Source organism: Hydrogenophaga sp. ANAO-22 (assembly GCF_042466645.1).
GTDB lineage: Bacteria > Pseudomonadota > Gammaproteobacteria > Burkholderiales > Burkholderiaceae_C > Hydrogenophaga.
Genome location: NZ_CP159956.1, coordinates 2,722,446 through 2,741,034, shown reverse-complemented (window position 1 = coordinate 2,741,034; position 18,589 = coordinate 2,722,446). Strand labels below are relative to the sequence as shown.

Below are 18,589 nucleotides of genomic sequence, written 5' to 3'. Positions count from 1 at the left end.
ATCGCGGCGTGCAGAAAATTCAAAGCCGGAAAGAGGTCGGGCGACTACCATCGTCGCCATGTCTTTCCCGCCCCACGAGACCCCCGGCGAACTGATCGACCGGGTCCGCGCCGCCGCGGCCGCGCACGCACCCCTGCACATCGCCGGAGGCCGCACCAAGGCCTTCTACGGCGAGGCCGTCGCGGGCGACACCCTGTCCACCACCGGCTGGTCGGGCATCGTCAGCTACGAGCCGACCGAGCTGGTGGTCACGGTGCGCGCGGGCACGCCACTGGCCGAACTGGAGGCGGTGCTGGCCGAGCGCGGCCAGTGTTTCCCGTTCGAGCCACCGCACTTCGGCCCTGGCGGCACCGTGGGCGGCATGGTCGCCGCGGGCCTGGCCGGCCCGGCGCGCGCCAGCGCCGGCGCGGTGCGCGACTACGTGCTCGGCGCGCGCTTCATCAACGGGCGCGGCGAGCTGCTCACCTTCGGTGGCCAGGTCATGAAGAACGTGGCCGGCTACGACGTGAGCCGCGTGCTCGCCGGCTCCCTGGGCACGCTGGGCGTGATCACCGAGGTCAGCCTCAAGGTGCTGCCGGTGGCGCCGGCCGAGGCCACGCTCGTGTTTGCACTCGGCCAGCACGAGGCGCTGGAGCAAGTGCACCGCTGGGGCGGCCAGCCGCTGCCGGTCAACGCCAGCCGCTGGGCCGCGGACCGCCTCACCGTGCGCCTGCGCGGTGCCGTCGCGGCGGTGGAGGCCGCCTGCGAGCGCCTGGCGCGCGAGGCCGGCGGCACCCGCCTGGACCCCGCGCAGGCCGGCCGCGACTGGGCTGACGCCCGCGACCAGCGCCTGCCGTTCTTCGAGGCACCGGCGGCCGACCTGGGCCTGTGGCGCCTGTCGGTACCGCAGACCGCGCCGGTGCTGGACCTGCCCTGGGCCCCGCTGATCGAATGGCAGGGCGCGCAGCGCTGGCTGTGGGCGCCCGCAGGCGCGGCCGGCCAGATCCGCGCGGCCACCGCGGCCGTGAACGGCCACGCCACGCTGTTCCGCGCGGGGGCCGACGGCGCGCCCGGCGTGCCGCGCTTCCACCCGGCGGCCATCGCCATCCAGACCATCACGCAACGCCTGCGCGCCGAGTTCGACCCGGCGGGCATCTTCACCCCGGGCCGCATGGGCTGACCGGAACCGAGCGACCATGCAAACCCAGCTCTCTCCCGAATACCAGCAGCGCGCCGACGGCCGCGCGGCCGAGGCCATCCTGCGCAAGTGCGTGCACTGCGGCTTCTGCACCGCCACCTGCCCCACCTACCAGCTGCTCGGCGACGAACTCGACGGCCCACGCGGGCGCATCTACCTGATGAAGCAGGTGCTCGAAGGCGCCGAGCCCACGCGCAAGACCCAGCTGCACCTGGACCGCTGCCTCACCTGCCGCAACTGCGAAAGCACCTGCCCGAGTGGGGTGGACTACGGCCACCTGGTCGACATCGGCCGCCAGATCGTGGACGAAAAAGTGCCGCGCCCGATGGGTGAAAAGGCCGTGCGCTGGCTGCTCAAGGAGGGGCTGACCTCGCCGCTGTTCGCGCCGGCCATGAAGCTCGGCCAGATGGTGCGACCGCTGTTGCCGGGCCTGCTCAAGGACAAGGTGCCCGCGCCGCGCGCGGCCGGCGCCTTGCCCACGCGCACGCACGCGCGCCGCGTGCTCTTGCTCGCGGGCTGCGTGCAGCCGGCGATGATGCCCAGCATCCACGCCGCCACGGTGCGCGTGCTCGATGCGGCCGGCATCCAGGGGGTGCTCGCACCCGAGGCCGGGTGCTGTGGCGCGGTGAAGTTCCACCTGAACGACCAGGACGGCGGGCGCACCCAGATGCGCGCCAACATCGACGCGTGGTGGCCGCTGATCGAAAGCGGCGTCGAGGCCATCGTGATGAACGCCTCGGGCTGTGGTGTGACGGTGAAGGCGTACGGGCACATCCTTCAGGACGACCCGGCCTATGCGGCCAAGGCCGCGCGCGTGAGCGAACTCACGCGCGACCTGAGCGAGCTGCTGCCCGCGCTGGTGCCGGTGCTGCGGCCCTTGTTGAAGCAGGCGCCGGACGCGGCGCGCGTGGTGGCCTTCCACCCGCCCTGCACGCTGCAGCACGGCCAGCAGCTCAAGGGCGGTGTGGAGCAGCACCTGGGCGCCTTGGGTTTCACGGTGCAGGTGGCGAACAACGAGGCGCACCTGTGCTGCGGTTCGGCCGGCACCTACTCGGTGCTCAACCCCGAGATCGCGCACACCCTGCGAGATCGCAAGCTCGGCCACCTGGATGAGCTGCGGCCGGCGGTGATCGCCAGCGCCAACATCGGCTGCATCACGCACCTGCAGAGCGGCACGGCCACGCCGGTGCGGCATTGGGTCGAGGTGCTAGACGAGGCTTTGGGCTTCTGAGTTTTCGCTCCACCGGGGTTGGCACGGTCGGGTGGTCCGGGCAGGCTGGCGCCGGCCGCTCGCGGGCGTCTGCCCGGGTCCACCACCACCCTTTCGTCAACACCGCGTGGGCGCGCAAGCTTTTGAGGCAACCGCGAATGGGGCCAGCGCCCTCCTGCCCGGACCACCCGCCCCACGACGAAGGCTGGCGTGCCAAACTGGGTGTGCCCACGCTTCTTGCAGGGCAGTGGCGGCGTCCGAATGCGCAGGCCCCCATTCGCGGTTGCCACAGAGGGTGCGCGCCAACCGTGGTGTTGATGAAGTGACGTTTGCGCGCCCGGGCAGACGCCCGCGAGCAGGGCCGGAGCAGTCGGATCCCGCCACTGTCCTGACGCGAGGTCTCCCGCGAACCTCCCCAAGGCCTTCAGCGGCGGCCGATCGCATCCCGATGGCGGCGGCTGCAAGGCACCGTGGAGCCATCGCGCATGGTCAAGCGCGCATCGCCGCTGTCCAGCGGCTCGATCTCGGCGACATGGTCGAGGTTCACCGCGTGGCTGCGGTGCACGCGCACGAAACGCTCCGGGTCCAGCTGCTGCAGGAACTCGGTGAACGTCGAGCGCAGCAGGTAGTCGTGCCCGTTGACGTGCAACCCCACGTAATTGCCCTGGGCCTGCACCCACTCGATGTCCGACGCGGCCACCAGGAACTCGCGGCGCAGCTTGCGCACCAGAAAACGCGCCGGACGCGGCGCGGGCAAGGGCGCCGCGTCGGCGCCGCCAGGGGCCGGCTCGGGGGCATCGAGCAGCTTCGCCTCGCCGGTGAGCCGCAGCATCAGAAAGCGGTAGCTCATCAGCGCCGCGACGATCAGGGCGTAGCTGCGCACGTCCTTCAGGTACTCGTAAGCCAGCTGCAGCGGCCAATCGCCGAAGCCATAGCGCGCGCCCACGAGCGCGTAGGCGGCCTGGCGCAGCAACACCATGCCCGCCACATGCAGGACGCAGAACACCAGGCTGGCCACCAGATGCAGCGGCAGGGCGGTGCGCAGCGTCTCCCAGCGCAGCGGCACGCGGCGCTCGAACACCACGATCGCCGGGATCAGCAGGCCGGTGGCCAGGGCGCTGGAGACCTCCCACACCACCGGCTGCCACGCGGCGACCCGCGGCAGGTCCACCCAGGCCACCAGGGTGTTGAAGGCCGCCTGCAGCGCCAGCACCCCCACCCAGAACGCCACTTCGACCCGGCGGCGGATCGCCGGGTAGCGCGCAAACCAGTCGGGTGCATAGGCCATGGCCGCCAGTCTAGGCCCGAGGGGCCGCCCCGCCCATCCCTGCGGTGCGCTACCCGTCACAGCCGGCCCACGGGTCGTCCCAAAGCGCTGCGTGGGAGCGCGCGCCGGGCCAAGAATCGGCGCCTTTCCCGTCCGACCGAGGGGCCCTTCATGAACCGCCGACACGACATCGATGCCCTGCGCGCCCTGGCCTTCGGCCTGGTCATCCTGTACCACGTGGCCATGTACTACGTCGCCGACTGGCATTGGCACCTGAAGAGCCCGCATGCCGCCGAATGGCTGCAGTGGCCGATGCGCGCGCTCAACCTCTGGCGCATGGACCTGGTGTTCCTGATCTCCGGCGTGGCCTTCGGGTTCCTGCGGCAGGGCCACGCGCCGCTGCGGCTGATCGGGCGGCGCAGCCTGCGCCTGGGGGTGCCGCTGGCGTTCGGCATGGCCGTGGTCGTGCCCTACCAAGCCTACGTGCAGGCGCTGGGCAATGGCAGCATCGGGCCAGGCTTCCTGGCCTTTCTGGCCCGCTACTACACCGGCGGCCCCTGGCCGCGCGGCGCCTTCGACGGCTGGGAGGCCGGCGTCACCTGGAACCACCTCTGGTACCTCGCCTACCTGTGGGTGTACACGGGGGTGCTGGCGCTGCTCACGCCGCTGCTGGACTCGGCCGCGGGCCAGCGCCTGCGCCAGGCGTTCACCCGGCTGCGCGGCCTGGCGCTGCTGCTGTTGCCTATGGGGCCGCTGGCCCTGTACTCGCTGACCCTCTGGCCGCGCTTTCCACCCACCCACGACCTGATCCACGACGCCTGGCTGCACGCGGTGTACTTCACGCTGTTCGTGTACGGGTACTGGATCGGGGTGGACGCGGGGCTCTGGGCCGCGCTGCGCCGCCTGCGCTGGATCGCCCTGGCGCTGGCCCTGGGCTGGTTCGCGCTGCACCTGGGCCTGCGCACCGTGGCGGTGGGCGGGGCGCCCGGCTGGCGCCTGGCGGCGCGGCTCGCGGCCGACGCCTACCTGTGGACCACCCTGGTGGCGGTGCTGGGCTGGGCCCACCACCGGCTCAACCGGCCCTGGCCCTGGCTGGGGTGGGCCAACGAATCGGTGTACCCCTGGTACGTGCTGCACCAGACGCTGATCCTGGCGCTGGCCGTGCTGCTGGCGCCGTTGGCGCTCGGGCCGGTGGCGGAGCCGGCCGTGCTGCTGCTGGGCACGGTGCTGGGCTGCTGGGTGCTCACCGATGGCCTGGTGCGCCGCTCGGCGTGGCTGCGCCCGCTGTTCGGCCTCAGCCCGCGAGCGCGGCCTCGATGTCCTTCGCCAGCTTCTCCGGCGCGTCCTGCGGCGCGTAGCGCTTGAGCACGCGGCCGTCCTTGCCCACGAGGAACTTGGTGAAGTTCCACTTGATGGCCTTGCTGCCCAGCAGGCCCGGGGCCTCGGCCGTGAGCCACTGGTAGAGCGGGTGCGCGTTCGCGCCGTTGACGTCGATCTTGCCCATCATGGGAAAACTCACGCCGTAGTTGAGCTGGCAGAAGCTGGCGATCTCGTCGTTGCTGCCCGGGTCCTGGCCGCCGAACTGGTTGCTCGGAAAACCCAGCACCACCAGGCCGCGCGCGCCGTACGCCTGGTGCAGCTTCTCCAGCCCGCCGAACTGGGGCGTGAAACCGCAGGCGCTCGCGGTGTTGACGATCAGCAAAGGCTTGCCCTCGAACTGCCGCAAAGGCACGGGCTTGCCGTCGATGGACTGGGCCTCGAAGTCGTAGATGCTGCTCATGCGGGCTCCTGGGGACGGGGGTGGGTGCAGTGTGACGGATTGTGCGCCGCAGCGGGGATGTACGACGAAAGGTGCATTCGCGGGCGCTGGCGTAACGCTTCCCCCTTCCCCCGGCCTGGGCGGTGCGGGCATACTGACCCGCAACATCCAATAACGAATCTGGGGCTGGAGATGGTGGCTGCATACACGGTGGCGCTGGTGGGGTTCTCCCAGACCGAGTCGTCCACATTCGAATCGTTCTTCCGCCTAGCCTCGCGCCGGCCGCCGGGCTACCTGGTGCAGGACGAGGTCATGGACGCGCAGATCCTGATCGTCAACGCCGACAACGTGCAGGCCGTGGTGCTGGTGCGCGACGCCGAGCTGCCCGGCCGGGTGATGCTGGTGGGCAGCTCCGACGGCGGCACCGGCTGGCCCCTGCAGCGCAAGCCCGTCAAGCTGGTGGCCATGCTGGCCGCGCTGGACGAGATCGTGGGCGCCACCCGGCCCCCGCCCGCGCGGCGCCGCGCGCCCGATGCCGCGAACGGCGGCGAGCCCTTCCAGCCGTCCCAGTTCCAGGGCCTGGACGCCAGCATGCAGCTGGCCAGCGGGCGCGCGATGCCCACCCCCCAGCACCCGCCCCAGGTCGCGCCCGGCGCGGGGGCCGACCGGGGTTTTGCCCTGACCCAGCCCTATGGGGCCTTGCTGCCGCTGCCCGCCGTGGCGCCGGCCGCGCGCGTCGGCCGGCGCCGCTCGCCCGACACCGAGTTTCCGCCCACGCGGCCGCTGGTGCGCGGCGAGGTGGTTGCGGCTGCTCCCGCGCGCGGCAGCGCCGTGCCAGCGCCCGCGCCGGCCGCACGCCCTGGCGTGATGCGCATGACCGACTTCGGCAGCCTCGAAGACCTGCCCGCGCCGGCCGCGCCCCGCACCCGCTCACCCAAGTCCCGCCTCAGCGCCGACAAGGCCGCGCCCGCGCCCGACGTGCCGCGCGGCGACATGCTGCTGGTCGCCGAGAGCCTGGTGGAAGGGCGCATCCTGCTCAAGCGCTTCAAGAAGTACGGCCTGACGGTGGACTGGTCGCGCGAAGGCGCGCAGGCGCTGGTGATGCTCAAGGCCCATGCCTACCGCGTGGTGGCGATCGACCGCCTCAAGGGTGAGCCCGACGCCAACCACATCTGCCGCGCCGCCAAGCAGACCAAGGGCCCCAAGGGCGCACCGGTGGTGATCATGTTCGCGCCCACCGCGGGCAGCATGGACCGCATGAAAGCCGGTCTGGCCGGCAGCGACGCCTACCTCTCACGCTCCGTGGGCGAGGCCGAGCTCTACAAGGTGCTGGCCCAGCACCGCCTGGTGAGCCTCAACGGCTTCGCGCCCACCAACGTCGGGTTTTAGGAAGCACCCCGCCGCGCTTCGCGCGACCCCCTCCAGGGGGCAACACCAGCGGCCCGGCAAAGCCGGTTCCGCGGTGTTTCTGGACGGGCGTCACTTCGCGCGTTGCGCCTCAACCGTGCAGGTCGTCGCGGCGGGCGATTTCCAGCAGGCGTTCCAGCTCGTGCGGGTGCGTGCGCTGGTTGTGGCGGTGCCACAGCGCGATCAGCGCCATGCAGCCGGCCACCAGCACGCCGAAGGCCGTGATGGCCGCGAACGCCGACCAGCCCATGCCGGTGGAGAAGCTGTAAAGCGCGCCCAGGCTCAGGATGCAGGCCTGCTCGTTGAAGTTCTGCACCGCGATCGAGCGGCCCGCGCCCATCAGGTTGTGGCCCCGGTGCTGCAGCAGCGCGTTCATCGGCACCACCAGGAAACCGCCCAGGCCGCCCAGCAGCACCAGGAAGGGCGCGGCCACCCAGACGTTGTCGATGAAGTTCATCAGGATCACCAGCACCCCCATGGCGATGCCCAACGGCATCACGCGCGTGGCCTGGTCCAGCCGCATGCGCATCGACGCGACCACCGCGCCCACGGCGGTACCCAGCGCCACCACGCCCACCAGCGACGAGGCCTGGGTGGTGCCATAGCCCAGCGCGGCGCCGGCCCAGGCCAGCACGATGTAGCGCAGGTTGCCCGAGACGCCCCAGAACAGCGTGGTGGTGGCCAGCGAGATCTGGCCCAGGCGGTCGCGCCACAGGCGGCTGTTGCAGCGCCAGAAATCGGGCAGCAGGGCCAGCGGGTTCTTCGGCATGGGCCGCGGCGTCACGCCGGTGAGCGGAATGCGCGTGTTGAACCAGGCCGCCAGCGCGTACACCACCACGAGCGCGGCCACCGCCGCTTCGGCCGCATGGTGGATGCCCGGCAGGTCGAGGGCCAGCAGCCGGGCCGAGATCCAGGGGCTCACCAGCTGGCCGCCGAGCAGCACGCCCAGGATGATGGAGGCGATCGTGAGGCCCTCGATCCAGCCGTTGGCCTTGACCAGCTGCGAGGGCGGCAGCAGCTCGGTGAGGATGCCGTACTTGGCCGGCGAGTAGGCCGCCGCGCCCAGGCCCACCAGGGTGTAGGCCAGCAGCGGGTGCACGCCCGCGAGCATCAGCAGACAGCCCGCGACCTTGATGGCGTTGCTGATGAACATGACCTGGCCCTTGGGCCTGGCGTCCGCGAAGGCGCCGACGAAGGGCGCGAGCACCACGTAGAACAGGGCGAAGAGCGGCACCAGGGCGGCGCTCTGCCACTCGGGTGCGCCGCGCGTGCGGAGCAGTTCGATCGCGGCCACGAACAGCGCGTTGTCCGCCAGCGAACTGAAGAACTGCGCCGTCATGATGGTGTAGAAGCCGCGCTTCATGGAGATGATTTTGTGTGCCGGGGCGCTTCAGCCAGGGGGAGCTGAGCCGATGCACCGGCCTTTTTTGTGCGACAGTTGACGGGTCTCCAGACGATGCCGGGTTATAGCACGCCACCCTGAAAATACCGGGGCGGGTTCCACCGGGTTTTCACCCGGCAGTCCAACCCGCGACTTCCCGCACGCTCCCTCGACGAAGACCGCACCCTGCCGCCATGCCCCGTCCCATCCTTGCCACCGTCCATGCCGACGCCCTGCAGCACAACCTGGCGCGCGCGCGCCACTTCGCGCCCGATGCGCGCGTGTGGGCCGTGGTCAAGGCCAATGCCTACGGCCATGGCATCGAGCGCTGCTTCGACGCGCTGCGCAGCGCCGACGGTTTTGCCCTGCTGGACCTGGCCGAGGCCGAGCGCCTGCGCGCGCTCGACTGGCGTGGCCCCATCCATTTGCTCGAAGGCGTGTTCGAGCCGCGCGACCTCGAGCTGTGCTCGCGCCTGCACCTGTGGCACACGGTGCACTGCACCGAGCAGATCGACTGGCTGGCCGCGCACAAGACGCAGGTGCCGCACCGCATTTTTCTCAAGCTCAACAGCGGCATGAACCGCCTGGGGTTCACGCCCGCGGCCTTCCGCAGCGCCTGGGCGCGGCTCAACGCGCTGCCGCAGGTGGACGAGATCTCGCTCATGACGCACTTCAGCGACGCCGACGGCGCGCGCGGCATCGCGCACCAGGTGGCCGCGTTCGAGGCCGCCACCGCCGACCTGCCCGGCGAGCGCACGCTGTGCAACAGCGCGGCCATCCTGCGCCACGCGAAGCTGGCGCTGCGCGGGGCGCAAAGCCTGTCGGCCGACTGGGTGCGAGAGGGCATCGCGCTGTACGGCAGCGCGCCCGATTTCCCCGAAAAGCGGGTGAGCGATTGGGACCTGCAACCGGCCATGACGCTGTCCAGCCGGGTGATCGGCACGCAGACGCTGCAGGCCGGCGATACCGTGGGCTACGGCTCGACGTTCACGGCCGAGGGGCCGATGCGCATCGGGGTGGTGGCTTGTGGTTATGCGGATGGTTATCCGCGGCACGCGCCCACGGGCACGCCGGTGCTGGTGGATGGGGTGCGCACACGGCTGATCGGGCGGGTGAGCATGGACATGATCACGGTGGATCTTTCTTCCGTTCCGTCCGCGGGGATCGGGGCGGAGGTGGTGTTGTGGGGGCGGGCCTCGTCGTCTTCCGGCGAGGTGCTGCCGATCGATGAGGTGGCTTCTTCCGCGGGCACCATCAGCTATGAGTTGATGTGTGCGGTGGCGCCTCGGGTTCCCTTTTCCTCTACTTGATGTGACGCTTTTTCTTTCGTGGCGAGCCGGGTCTCGGCCCGGCCACGCGGCACAGGCGGGATCGGATTCGGGATCGGGGGCGGGCTCCCCCTCATTCGTTCTGTTGCTTCAGCGACCCGGCGAGCAGTGCTTGAACCCGTAGCGCTCGCAGAAGGGGCTGCCGAGGATGGGCAGCCATGTCGGGATGTCGTGGAATTCGCGCGCGACTTCGGCGAGCACGGTGTCGTGGAAGGGCTGGTATTTGAAGCCTTGGCCATCGACGGCGTAGAAGGCGACGCCGTCCACCTCGAAACGTTTGGTGCTCACGCGCTCGAAGTAGGGTTCGAAGTCCGCCAGCTGGGGTTCGTCGTAGAGGAACACGCGGATGGGCTGGCCGTCGTAGCGGCGGAAGTCGATGATCTGGTCGTCCTGCCGCGCATGGTGTTTGCCCACGCCGAAGACAGGCACGTATTGCTTGTGGTGGAAGGCGAGCATGGCCGCCGGGTTGTAGGTGCGGCCCATGAGGGTGGCGCCCGCCGGCAGGTCTTTCTCCAGCGCGGCGACCACGGCGGCGGTTTCGCGCAGGAAGACCGCGCGGTCGTAGATCTTGAAGGGCTGCCACCAGGCGAGCGGCGCCCAGGCGATGGCGGCGACCACGAGCAGGTGCGGCACCGAGAGCGCCACGGTCCAGGTCAGGCAACGGCGCAGCGCGCGCGGATCCAGCCGCAGGCCGGCCCAGACCACGAACAGCGGCACGAAGCCCAGCACCCAGTGCAGGCCGATGGTGCGGCGCGTGCTCAGCAGCGCGAACAGGATCAGCGGGAACAGCCACAGCACGGCCAGCGTGCGGCTCGTGGTGGGCGAGACGCCGGAGGCCGCACCGCGCGCGGTCAGCGCGCGCCAGAGCAGCCAGGGCGTGAGCAGGTAGAGCGCCATCGCGAGGTACACGCCGAAGGTCTCGAACGACCAGGCCGAGCCCTCGTTGCGGTTGAACACGTTGAACATCACGTTGCTCCAGCCGTGCGTGGCGTTGAAGGCGATGTTGAGCGCGATCGAGGGCAGGGCGAGCACGAAGATGAGGAACGGGGCCCACCAGCGTTCGCGCCGCCAGCCGAAGCAGTGCGCCGCGTAGGCGAAGCCCAGCAGCGCCGCGAAGTACTTGGAGAGGAAGGCCAGGCCGAGGAAGGCGCCGGCCAGCGCGTACCAGGGCACGCTGGCGCGCTGCGCGCTGGTGTCGGCGCGCAGGTAGCACCAGGCCGAGAGCACCATGAAGAAGATCAGCGGCGTGTCGGTGGTCACCAGCACGAACATCCACGACCAGGGCATCGCCAGGTAGACCGCGCCCGCCAGCCAGGCGCTGGCCTCGCGGTCTTCGGGCAGGAAGCGGCGCAGCAGGTCCACCACGCCGAGCGCGATGAGGCTGGTGAGCAGCAGCGTGAAGCTGCGCAGCGCCAGCGGGTGGTCGCTGATCTGGCGCAGCGCCGCGATCAGCCAGCCCACCATGGGCGGGTGGTCGGAGTAGCCCCAGGACAGGAACACGCCCCACTGGTAGAAGAAGGCCTCGTCGCCGGTGATGGGGAAGCCGGCGGCGATGACCAGCTTGAGCAGCAGCGTGGCAGCGAACGCGACCCAGAAAATCTGGCGCGAGGTGTGGGCGGAAAACTCGGAAGCGTGCATGGTCAGGGGGTCAGGCATCCAGGGCGAGCAGGCTCACGCCCACCACGATCAGCGTGCAGCCGGCCACGCGCAGCCACGAGAAGGGTTCGCCGAGCCAGAGCACGCCCAGCGCGAGCGTGACCACGAAGCCCAGGCTCACCAGCGGGTAGGCCACGCTCACGTCCAGCCGCGAGAGCACCCACAGCCAGAGCACGGCGCTGGCGCCATAGAGCATCAGGCCGACCCACACCAGCGGGCTGCTGAGCGCCTGCAGGTAGGTGCCGCCGACGTCGGCGGCGGCGCTGGGCGCGCCCATGCCGCGCTTCATGGCGATTTGCGCGGCCGAAGACAGCAGCACGCAGAACAGGGCCAGGCCCAGGGCGATGGATTTCATGGGAGGGGGTGTCCTGGGTTCAGAAACCGACGGTGGCCACGAAGCCGATGCCGCCCATCACGAGCAGCGTGGCCCAGCTGAACGGGTCTTTCAGCGCGAACTGCAGCGGGTCCTCGCCGTGCAGCTCGCGCCGCCCGGTCTTGAGCCAGATGCGCATGACCCACAGCAGCAGCACGGGCGCGGCGGCCCACAGCCAGTCGGCGTGGGCGTAGAGCTTCTGGCTGTTCTGGCTGTCGATGTAGAGCGTGAGCACCAGCACCGCCATGAAGCCGCTGGACATGCCCATGGCGCGCAGCGAGGCCAGGTCGCGCGGCTGGTAACCCCGGCCGGGCGCGAGCGTGCTGCGGTCGTCCGCCAGCTCTTCGAGCTCGGCGCAGCGCTTGACCAGCGCCAGACTCAGGAACAGGAAGATCGAGATCGCCAGCAGCCAGTTGGACAGGTCCACCCCCGAGGCCACCGCGCCCGCGCCGATGCGCAGCGTGTACAGGCCCGAGAGCACCAGCACGTCGATCAGCGCCAGCCGCTTGAGGTACATCGAGTAGGCGAGCGTGGTCACGGTGTAGGCCAGCAGCATCACGGCAAAGCCGATCGAGACCGCGAAGGCCAGCACGAAGGCCAGCACCAGCATGGCCGCGCCCAGCCCCACGGCGGTGGTGATGCCGATGGCCCCCGAGGCCAGCGGGCGGTTGCGCTTGATGCGGTGCGCGCGGTCGTTGGGCAGGTCCAGCAGGTCGTTGACCAGGTAGGTGGCCGAGGCGCACAGGCCGAAGGCGATGAAGGCGAGGAAGACCGCGCCCCAGAGCGCCGGGTCCAGCGAGTGCGCCGCCAGCAGCGGGATGAACAGCAGGCCGTTCTTGGACCATTGCTTGAGCCGGATCGCGCGCAGCACGGTCTTGAGGCTCAGCGGCTCGCGTTCGAACACCCGCGCCTGCGGGTGCGTGCGCTGCAGCGAGGCGACCACGCCGCTCGGGGCGTTCACCGCCACCGCCTCGGCGCTGCCGGCCCACACGTCGAGGTCGTCGCGGCTGTTGCCGGCGTAGGCCCAGCTGCCGTGCCCCTGGGCGCGGGCGTGGGCGTCGATCGCCGTGCGCTTGTTGCCGCGGCTGAGGTTGATGCCGTCGGCCTGCGCGTTGGTGCCCAGGCTGTCGTCGAACACGGCCAGGTGCGAGGCCACGTCCTGCACGATGCGCGCGTCGGCCGCGCTGGCGAGCACCAGGGGCCGGCCGCGCGCGTGTTCGTCGCGCAGGTACTGAACGAAGGGCTCGTTGTAGGGCAGGCGCGCGGGGTCGGGCCGCACCGCGCTGGCCAGCCGCTGCTTGAAGCCGGCCTTGCCCAGCGGGAGCCAGGTGAGCATGCGCAGCAGGTTCAGCGGGTTGGCGCGCACGAACAGCATGGCCGATTCGTGCAAGGTGTCGCTGCGCGTGAGCGTGCCGTCCAGGTCCACATAGAGCGGGCAGGCATCGGTCGGCGCGGGGGTGGTGTTGGGCGTCAAGGTGTGCGTCCAGGGAAGTGTGGGCCGATTTTAGGGGTCGGTCCTCACTTCCCTCGTGACGCGCCGGCCCGTTTCTCCCCGGTCCGTGCATTGCGCACGCTGCTGTGGTTTCGGCGCGCCGCGCCCGGGGGCTCAGCCCCTGGCGGGTCGCGGCGGCAGCTTCAGGCGGCCGGCCAGCCAGTGCAGCGCGATCGCCGGCACCAGCAGGCACAACAGGCCCAGCGCCCAGGCGATCCACACCAGGGGCGTGACCCAGGCCATCAGGCCGCTGCCCGAGGGCAGAACCTGGCCCAGCCACTGCACCAGGCCCAGCCACGCGCCCTGCATGGTTTTCACCCAGGCCGGATCGACCCACAGGGCCAGCCAGTCGGGCACCGGCCATTGGCCCGCGGCGGTGGCCAGGTCGGTCGCCTGGCCCGTGCCCACCAGGGTCAGCAGCCATTCGGTGATCTGCACCGAGGCCGCGGCCAGGCCGGTCCAGCACAGGGCCAGCAGGCCGAACACCCCCCAGATGAGCGGCTTCATGACAGGGCTCCCACCGACCAGGCGACCCGGCGGGCCGCCGGTGGCTGCCGCCAGGCCCGGGTGAAGGTGTCCAGCAGGGCGGCTTCGCCATCGGCCTCGTGGCCGTCGGCCTGCACGATGGCTTGGCACAGGTCCACCACTAGCGTGCGCAGGGCGGGGTCGCGCACCTCGTCCAGCAGCTGCTGGCGCAGGGCGTCGTCCATGTCGGCCGAGCCGCTCCAGCGGCCCTGGGCGGCGGCCAGCAGGTCTTCGCAGAAGTGGTCGAGCACGGTCTTGAGGGCTCTGGCGCTCAGGCCCAGCCGGCGCGAGGCGCGGATGCGGTCGAGCGCGCGGATTTCGGTCAACGAGTAGTTGCCGTCGGCCACCAGGGCCATGGCCAGCAGGCGCGCGGCCGCCTGCGGGCTGTTGGTGGGATAGGTGCGCATGGGCGTCGATGTCCTTGGAGGGGGAAAACCTCGACGATACGCAGTTTTGAACTTCGCAAAAAGCAGCAAATCAGAGAACCAATATCCTAAAAATACGAAGCATGGACCCGGAACTCAACTACAAGCACCTGTATTACTTTTGGGTCACGGCCAAGGAGGGCGGCATGTCGCACGCGGCGGCCCGCCTGGGCATGGCGGTGCAGACCGTGAGCGCGCAGGTGCGCCAGCTGGAGCAGTCGCTCGGCCACGCGCTGTTCAAGCCGGCCGGGCGCGGCCTGGCGCTCACCGAGGCCGGGCAGACCGCGCTGGCGCTGGCCGAGCAGATCTTCTCGCTCGGCGAACAGCTGCGCGGCGCGGTGAGCGATGCCGCCAGCCAGCAGCGGGTGCGCCTGGTGGTGGGCATCTCCGACGGCCTGCCCAAACTGGCGGTGCGCGAGCTGCTCGCGCCGGTGCTGACCGAAGCGAACCTGCGCCTGCTCTGCCACGAGGACAGCTTCGACGACCTGCTGGCCGCGCTCGCGCTGCACCGGCTCGACGTGGTGCTGTCCGACCGGCCCGCGCCGGCCAACCCCAACCTCAAGCTGTACAGCCACGCGCTGGGCGCCTCGCCCCTGGGCTGGTACGCGCCCCCGGCCCTGCTGGCCCAGGCGCAGAGCGACTTTCCGCGCGGCCTGTCGCAGGTGCCGGTGCTGCTGCCCACGGCGCAGTCCTCGGTGCGCCTGCGCATCGACCAGTGGTTCGAGCGCCAGCGGGTGGCGCCGCGCGTGGTGGGCGAGTTCGAGGACAGTGCCCTGTTGGCCACCTTCGGCGCCTCGGGCATGGGCGTGCTGCCGGCCGCCGAGCGCATGCGCGAGCAGCTCGCGCAGGCCTATGGCCTGGCCTGGGTCGCGCCCTGCGACGGGGTGCAGGAGCACTTCTATGCGATCGGCACCGCGCGCAAGGTGCAGCACCCGCTGGTGCAGCGCCTGCTCAGCGCGGCGATCGCCTGAGCCGACCGCGGCCGACCGCCACGAAGGCCAGACCCACCAGCAGGAACACCACCAGCAGGCCCAGCGCGTTCAGCAGGGTGCGTGGGTAGCCCAGCGTGGCCACGTCGATGAACGGGTAGGGGTAGGTGCCGAGCCAGAGGCCGCGCAGCAGGGCGTAGCCCAGGTAGGCCAGCGGCCAGGCGGCCCAGGCCAGCGGCGCGCGCCAGGCCATGCGCGCGGGCGGCACCGCCAGCCACCAGTGCAGCACGCCCAGCAGCGGCACGGCGTAGTGCAGGGTGATGTCGGCCAGCTTCTGCAGGCCCTGCGGATCCCACACGTGGCGCAGCAGCAGGTGGTAGGTGAGGCCCACCAGCGCGATGTTCACGGCCACCGCCGTGGCGACCCCGGGCCGCCGGAACCAGCGCCCGGCGGCGCTGCCCGACCGCCAAAGCGCCAGGCTCAGGCTCACGGCCACCAGCAGGTTGGTGAGCACCGTGAAATAACCGAGGTAGACCACCAGCCCGCCCAGGGGCGTGCCACCTTGCGCGACGACCAGCCGCAGCGAGAGCAGCAGCTGCAGGCCCAGGCCGAACCAGGCGAGCACGGCCACCAGAAGGGTCAGGCGCGGGTGGCGCCAGGGCATGTCAGCGCGCGGCCGGGGCCGTGTTGGCGGCGCAGACGAAGACGCATCCCGGCGGTGTGCGGCCGACGAAGCGGCCGTCGGGGCACTGCAGCACATCCTGCGTGCACATGATGGGTGAGCGCTCGCTCGCGGGCGGTGTGGGCGTGGTGCTGGAGCAGGCGGCCAGCCACGGCAGCAGCGTGGCGATGCAGAGCGCGAGTTTTTTGTTCATGGGCTGCATGGTCAGCGCGGTTCGCTGCCGGTGTCAATGGGCGGGGTGGGCGGCGCGATGGCGGGTGGGGCGGCGGGCTCCGTGGTGTCGATGCCGAAGGCGGCCGCGCGCGCGCGCACCCGGGTCGCGGTCTGGATGTCCCAGACCGCCACGAACATCGCGGCGATCACCGGACCGATCACGAAACCGTTGATGCCCATGACCGCGATGCCGCCCACCGTGCTGATCAGCACCAGGTAGTCCGGCATGCCGGTGTCCTTGCCGACCAGCAGCGGGCGCAGCACGTTGTCGACCAGGCCGATCACCAGCACGCCGTACAGCGCCAGGCCCACGGCCTGCCAGACCTCGCCGGTGGCGAACAGCCAGATCGCCACCGGGCCCCAGACCAGGCCCGCGCCCACCGCCGGCAGCAGCGAAAGCACCGCCATCAGCACCGCCCACAGCAGCGCGGCGTTCACGCCCAGCACCCAGAACGCCAGGCCGCCCAGCGCGCCCTGCACCAGCGCGACCACGAGGTTGCCTTTCACGGTGGCGCGCAGCACGGTGCCGAACTGCTCCAGCAGCTCCTGCTTGTCGTCGGGCGGCAGGGGGATCGCCAGGCGGATCGAGCGCACGAGGGAGCCGCCGTCGCGCACCAGGAAGAAGGCCAGGTAGAGCGCGATGAACAGGCCGATCACCAGGCCCAGCATGTCCTGCCCCAGGTTGAAGGTCTGCGTGGCGATGAACTGGCTGCCCTGCGTGAGCGCCTGCGTGAGCTTGCGCTGGATCAGGTCGAAATTGCCCAGGCCGAAGCGCGCGAGCAGGTCGGTGAGCCAGTCGGGCAGGGCATTGAACACGCCGCGCAGCCACAGCGCGGGCTTGATCTCGCCCGACTCGATGCGGGCGTAGAGCTGGCTGGCCTCGCGCGTCAGCGAGGCGGCCACCAGCACCGTGGGCAGCACCACGATCACCACGGCGGCCAGCATGGTGGTCAGCGCCGCGAGGTTGCGGCGCTGGCCCATGCGCGGCAGCAGCCAGCGGTTCAGCGGGGCGAACAGCAGCGCGATGATCGCGCCCCAGAGGATGGTGCCGTAGAACGGCAGCAGGATCCAGATGAAGGCGACCGTCACCGCCCCCAGCAGCACGCGCAGCATGAGCGAACCGGAGACCGGGGCCATGCTCGGCGCGCTGGGGCGGGCTTCGGCGGGAGGCGGGGGCGCGGGGCTGTCGTCGGTGGTCATGGGAACAAGGGAAAGTGGACGGCATTCGCAGTATGAGGCCGCCCGGCTACCATCGCCCGACCTTGTTGTCATGCGCCCGGAGGGCCCGAATGAACGAATCCGCATCGGCCTGGGCGCGCGCGCTGGCGGCCCGCTTCGACGGCACCGTGCTGCGCGTCGAGCCGGCCCAGGCCATCGAGGCATCCTCCGCGCCTGCGGCTGCCATGCGGCAGGCCGCCGAGACCGCCCTGGCGGCCTGGTGTTTTTCGGGGACGCGCTTCGCCGTGGCCACGCTGGTGCAGGGGCCGGTGGCCGAGCGGGCCGGGCTGGTCGAGGCCTTCTCGCGCCGGCTCGACGGCAGCGACCAGCTCGCGGCGGCCGGTGGCGCGCTCGCGGGCCTGTGGCTGCGCCTGCGCGTCAAGGGCCAGGACGCGATGTGGTGGCGAGCGCGCCAGCCCTCGGACCCCTGGGACGCCGGTTACCTGACCGGCGAACCGTCGGCCTGGCGGGCGTTCCGGCCGCGCCGCGCCACGCTGGTGGTGGCCGAACCGGGGCTGGATGGTGCCGCGTTGGCCGAGGCCGTGCAGATCCTGGCCTCGAACAGCAGCCGTTTTCATCAGCCGGTGCGGCTGCTGGTGCTGGGCCGCAGCATCGACGCCCGGGCCTGGTCCAGCACGCCGAGCAGTTCCGTGGCCATCACCGAGATCACCTGGCTTTCCGGGGCCGCGAGCGCCTCCACCGCCAGCGCCAGCCGGTAGGCCCGCTCCAGGGCCTCGGCCAGGGCCAGCGCGTCGGGGTCGGGCGGCATGGCGGCCCCTAGAGCGCTCGCGCGAGCATCAGCGCACCCAGGGCGATGAACACGCTGTAGAGCGCGCGCTGGAACACCGGCAGCGGCAGGCGCCGGCGCAGCACCGAGCCGAGCCAGAGCCCGGTGCAGGCCGCCCCCAGCGCGATGGCGTGGCCCGCCAGCGGCACCGCCGCGCCGCTGAGCACGGCCAGCGGCCCGAGCCGCACCGCCAGGGCCAGCGTGGCCACCAGGAAACTCAGGCCCAGGGCCTGGATCATCACGTCCTTGTCCAGCCGCAGCGACTGCAGGTACGGCACCATGGGCATCACGAACACCCCGGTGGCGGCGGTGAGCAGACCCGAGAGCGCGCCCGCCACACCGCCCAGCGGGCGCGCGAAGCGGCCTGGATCGGGCAGGGCCGCCCTGGCCAGGCCCCACAGGCCGTAGGCCACCAGCACCGTGCCCAGGGTGAGGCGCGCGCCCGCGCCGGCGCTGCCCAGATCGGGCAGCGGGCTGAACACCGTGGCCGCCGCCAGCATCAGCCACATGGGCCACAGGCGGCGCGCCAGGGCACGGGCGTGCGGCCCGACGCATTGGGCGATGTTCGTCAACAGCGAAGGCAGCAGCATCAGCGTGGCCGCGGTGGCGGCGGGCATGAACAGGCCGAGCAGCGCGACGGAGAAGGTCGGCAGGCCCATGCCGGAAATGCCCTTGACCGCGCCAGCGGCCAGAAAAACGATGGCGATCAGCCCGAGCAGCAAGAGGTCCATGGGGCGGCATGGTGGGGTCCGGGGCTCGG

General features: G+C 71.3%; 19 protein-coding genes. 7 read left to right on the top strand and 12 right to left on the bottom strand.

Annotated elements, in window-relative coordinates; genetic code table 11:
- Positions 1-58: 58 nt before the first annotated feature.
- Together glcE and glcF are read left to right on the top strand one after the other, a co-directional pair.
- On the top strand, positions 59-1,159 hold the full coding sequence (gene glcE / locus ABSY19_RS13180; RefSeq protein WP_382163354.1) for a glycolate oxidase subunit GlcE: 1,101 nt from the start codon (positions 59-61) through the stop codon (positions 1,157-1,159).
- A 16-nt stretch (positions 1,160-1,175) separates the two neighbouring features.
- Entirely contained in the window at positions 1,176-2,408 is a 1,233-nt protein-coding gene (gene glcF / locus ABSY19_RS13175; RefSeq protein WP_382163352.1) for a glycolate oxidase subunit GlcF, read from the top strand.
- Between the two features lie 403 nt (positions 2,409-2,811).
- On the opposite strand, the gene ABSY19_RS13170 is transcribed toward glcF, so the two are convergent.
- Positions 2,812-3,675: a LytTR family DNA-binding domain-containing protein gene (locus ABSY19_RS13170; protein WP_382163350.1), complete on the bottom strand. Its 864-nt coding sequence runs from the start codon at positions 3,673-3,675 to the stop codon at positions 2,812-2,814.
- A gap of 150 nt (positions 3,676-3,825) precedes the next feature.
- On the opposite strand from ABSY19_RS13170, the gene ABSY19_RS13165 reads away from it, so the two are divergent.
- Positions 3,826-5,019: an acyltransferase gene (locus ABSY19_RS13165; RefSeq protein WP_382163349.1), complete on the top strand. Its 1,194-nt coding sequence runs from the start codon at positions 3,826-3,828 to the stop codon at positions 5,017-5,019.
- Here the strand turns inward: ABSY19_RS13165 and ABSY19_RS13160 are convergent.
- Positions 4,949-5,434 carry a glutathione peroxidase gene (locus tag ABSY19_RS13160; protein ID WP_382163347.1) on the bottom strand — a complete coding sequence of 162 codons (486 nt, stop codon included), beginning with the start codon at positions 5,432-5,434 and terminating at the stop codon, positions 4,949-4,951. The genes ABSY19_RS13165 and ABSY19_RS13160 overlap by 71 nt on opposite strands.
- A gap of 171 nt (positions 5,435-5,605) precedes the next feature.
- Here ABSY19_RS13160 and ABSY19_RS13155 point away from each other — a divergent pair, with 171 nt between their 5' ends.
- Positions 5,606-6,802, top strand: coding sequence for a hypothetical protein (locus tag ABSY19_RS13155; protein WP_382163345.1), 1,197 nt, complete (start codon positions 5,606-5,608; stop codon positions 6,800-6,802).
- A gap of 109 nt (positions 6,803-6,911) precedes the next feature.
- Here ABSY19_RS13155 and lplT read toward each other — a convergent pair whose 3' ends face one another.
- Entirely contained in the window at positions 6,912-8,183 is a 1,272-nt protein-coding gene (gene lplT / locus ABSY19_RS13150; protein ID WP_382163344.1) for a lysophospholipid transporter LplT, read from the bottom strand.
- A 212-nt stretch (positions 8,184-8,395) separates the two neighbouring features.
- Here lplT and alr point away from each other — a divergent pair, with 212 nt between their 5' ends.
- The gene (alr, locus tag ABSY19_RS13145) at positions 8,396-9,511 is read left to right on the top strand and encodes an alanine racemase (RefSeq protein WP_382163342.1); all 1,116 of its coding nucleotides are present in this window, start codon (positions 8,396-8,398) and stop codon (positions 9,509-9,511) included.
- Between the two features lie 108 nt (positions 9,512-9,619).
- On the opposite strand, the gene ABSY19_RS13140 is transcribed toward alr, so the two are convergent.
- The 5 genes from ABSY19_RS13140 to ABSY19_RS13120 form a co-directional block, all read right to left on the bottom strand.
- The gene (locus ABSY19_RS13140) at positions 9,620-11,185 is read right to left on the bottom strand and encodes an ArnT family glycosyltransferase (RefSeq protein WP_382163340.1); all 1,566 of its coding nucleotides are present in this window, start codon (positions 11,183-11,185) and stop codon (positions 9,620-9,622) included.
- Positions 11,178-11,540, bottom strand: a complete 363-nt coding sequence (locus ABSY19_RS13135; RefSeq protein WP_382163338.1) for an SMR family transporter — start codon at positions 11,538-11,540, stop codon at positions 11,178-11,180. Before ABSY19_RS13135 ends, ABSY19_RS13140 begins: the two co-directional genes overlap by 8 nt.
- Before the next feature lie 19 nt (positions 11,541-11,559).
- Positions 11,560-13,032 carry a UbiA family prenyltransferase gene (locus tag ABSY19_RS13130; RefSeq protein WP_382163336.1) on the bottom strand — a complete coding sequence of 491 codons (1,473 nt, stop codon included), beginning with the start codon at positions 13,030-13,032 and terminating at the stop codon, positions 11,560-11,562.
- A gap of 132 nt (positions 13,033-13,164) precedes the next feature.
- The gene (locus tag ABSY19_RS13125; RefSeq protein ID WP_382163334.1) at positions 13,165-13,557 is read right to left on the bottom strand and encodes a hypothetical protein; all 393 of its coding nucleotides are present in this window, start codon (positions 13,555-13,557) and stop codon (positions 13,165-13,167) included.
- A complete protein-coding gene (locus ABSY19_RS13120; protein WP_382163332.1) occupies positions 13,554-13,982 on the bottom strand; it encodes a TerB family tellurite resistance protein in 429 nt (142 codons plus the stop codon). The genes ABSY19_RS13125 and ABSY19_RS13120 overlap by 4 nt, the downstream gene beginning before the upstream one ends.
- A gap of 101 nt (positions 13,983-14,083) precedes the next feature.
- On the opposite strand from ABSY19_RS13120, the gene ABSY19_RS13115 reads away from it, so the two are divergent.
- On the top strand, positions 14,084-14,971 hold the full coding sequence (locus tag ABSY19_RS13115; RefSeq protein WP_382163330.1) for a LysR family transcriptional regulator: 888 nt from the start codon (positions 14,084-14,086) through the stop codon (positions 14,969-14,971).
- Here ABSY19_RS13115 and ABSY19_RS13110 read toward each other — a convergent pair.
- From ABSY19_RS13110 to ABSY19_RS13100, 3 genes are read right to left on the bottom strand one after another with little or no spacing between them, the layout of a single operon-like run.
- A complete protein-coding gene (locus ABSY19_RS13110; protein ID WP_382163328.1) occupies positions 14,952-15,593 on the bottom strand; it encodes a Pr6Pr family membrane protein in 642 nt (213 codons plus the stop codon). The genes ABSY19_RS13115 and ABSY19_RS13110 overlap by 20 nt on opposite strands.
- 1 nt (position 15,594) lies before the next feature.
- Complete coding sequence (locus ABSY19_RS13105) at positions 15,595-15,804, bottom strand: hypothetical protein (RefSeq protein ID WP_382163326.1); 210 nt, start codon at positions 15,802-15,804, stop codon at positions 15,595-15,597.
- An 11-nt stretch (positions 15,805-15,815) separates the two neighbouring features.
- Entirely contained in the window at positions 15,816-16,961 is a 1,146-nt protein-coding gene (locus tag ABSY19_RS13100; protein ID WP_382163788.1) for an AI-2E family transporter, read from the bottom strand.
- A 152-nt stretch (positions 16,962-17,113) separates the two neighbouring features.
- On the opposite strand from ABSY19_RS13100, the gene ABSY19_RS13095 reads away from it, so the two are divergent.
- Positions 17,114-17,761 carry a hypothetical protein gene (locus ABSY19_RS13095; protein WP_382163324.1) on the top strand — a complete coding sequence of 216 codons (648 nt, stop codon included), beginning with the start codon at positions 17,114-17,116 and terminating at the stop codon, positions 17,759-17,761.
- Between the two features lie 58 nt (positions 17,762-17,819).
- On the opposite strand, the gene ABSY19_RS13090 is transcribed toward ABSY19_RS13095, so the two are convergent.
- On the bottom strand, positions 17,820-18,560 hold the full coding sequence (locus tag ABSY19_RS13090; protein WP_382163322.1) for a sulfite exporter TauE/SafE family protein: 741 nt from the start codon (positions 18,558-18,560) through the stop codon (positions 17,820-17,822).
- Between the last annotated feature and the right edge of the window lie 29 nt (positions 18,561-18,589).

Excerpts from the sequence above, each read along its gene's own strand:
- ABSY19_RS13105 (WP_382163326.1), bottom strand. The coding sequence starts at position 15,804 with ATGAACAAAAAACTCGCGCTCTGCATCGCCACGCTGCTGCCGTGGCTG.
- ABSY19_RS13100 (WP_382163788.1), bottom strand. The coding sequence starts at position 16,961 with ATGGCCCCGGTCTCCGGTTCGCTCATGCTGCGCGTGCTGCTGGGGGCG.
- ABSY19_RS13090 (WP_382163322.1), bottom strand. The coding sequence starts at position 18,560 with ATGGACCTCTTGCTGCTCGGGCTGATCGCCATCGTTTTTCTGGCCGCT.
- ABSY19_RS13120 (WP_382163332.1), bottom strand. The coding sequence starts at position 13,982 with ATGCGCACCTATCCCACCAACAGCCCGCAGGCGGCCGCGCGCCTGCTG.
- alr (WP_382163342.1), top strand. The coding sequence starts at position 8,396 with ATGCCCCGTCCCATCCTTGCCACCGTCCATGCCGACGCCCTGCAGCAC.
- ABSY19_RS13170 (WP_382163350.1), bottom strand. The coding sequence starts at position 3,675 with ATGGCCTATGCACCCGACTGGTTTGCGCGCTACCCGGCGATCCGCCGC.
- ABSY19_RS13125 (WP_382163334.1), bottom strand. The coding sequence starts at position 13,557 with ATGAAGCCGCTCATCTGGGGGGTGTTCGGCCTGCTGGCCCTGTGCTGG.
- ABSY19_RS13095 (WP_382163324.1), top strand. The coding sequence starts at position 17,114 with ATGAACGAATCCGCATCGGCCTGGGCGCGCGCGCTGGCGGCCCGCTTC.
- glcF (WP_382163352.1), top strand. The coding sequence starts at position 1,176 with ATGCAAACCCAGCTCTCTCCCGAATACCAGCAGCGCGCCGACGGCCGC.
- ABSY19_RS13160 (WP_382163347.1), bottom strand. The coding sequence starts at position 5,434 with ATGAGCAGCATCTACGACTTCGAGGCCCAGTCCATCGACGGCAAGCCC.
- ABSY19_RS13140 (WP_382163340.1), bottom strand. The coding sequence starts at position 11,185 with ATGCCTGACCCCCTGACCATGCACGCTTCCGAGTTTTCCGCCCACACC.
- lplT (WP_382163344.1), bottom strand. The coding sequence starts at position 8,183 with ATGAAGCGCGGCTTCTACACCATCATGACGGCGCAGTTCTTCAGTTCG.
- glcE (WP_382163354.1), top strand. The coding sequence starts at position 59 with ATGTCTTTCCCGCCCCACGAGACCCCCGGCGAACTGATCGACCGGGTC.
- ABSY19_RS13110 (WP_382163328.1), bottom strand. The coding sequence starts at position 15,593 with ATGCCCTGGCGCCACCCGCGCCTGACCCTTCTGGTGGCCGTGCTCGCC.
- ABSY19_RS13165 (WP_382163349.1), top strand. The coding sequence starts at position 3,826 with ATGAACCGCCGACACGACATCGATGCCCTGCGCGCCCTGGCCTTCGGC.
- ABSY19_RS13135 (WP_382163338.1), bottom strand. The coding sequence starts at position 11,540 with ATGAAATCCATCGCCCTGGGCCTGGCCCTGTTCTGCGTGCTGCTGTCT.
- ABSY19_RS13115 (WP_382163330.1), top strand. The coding sequence starts at position 14,084 with ATGGACCCGGAACTCAACTACAAGCACCTGTATTACTTTTGGGTCACG.
- ABSY19_RS13155 (WP_382163345.1), top strand. The coding sequence starts at position 5,606 with ATGGTGGCTGCATACACGGTGGCGCTGGTGGGGTTCTCCCAGACCGAG.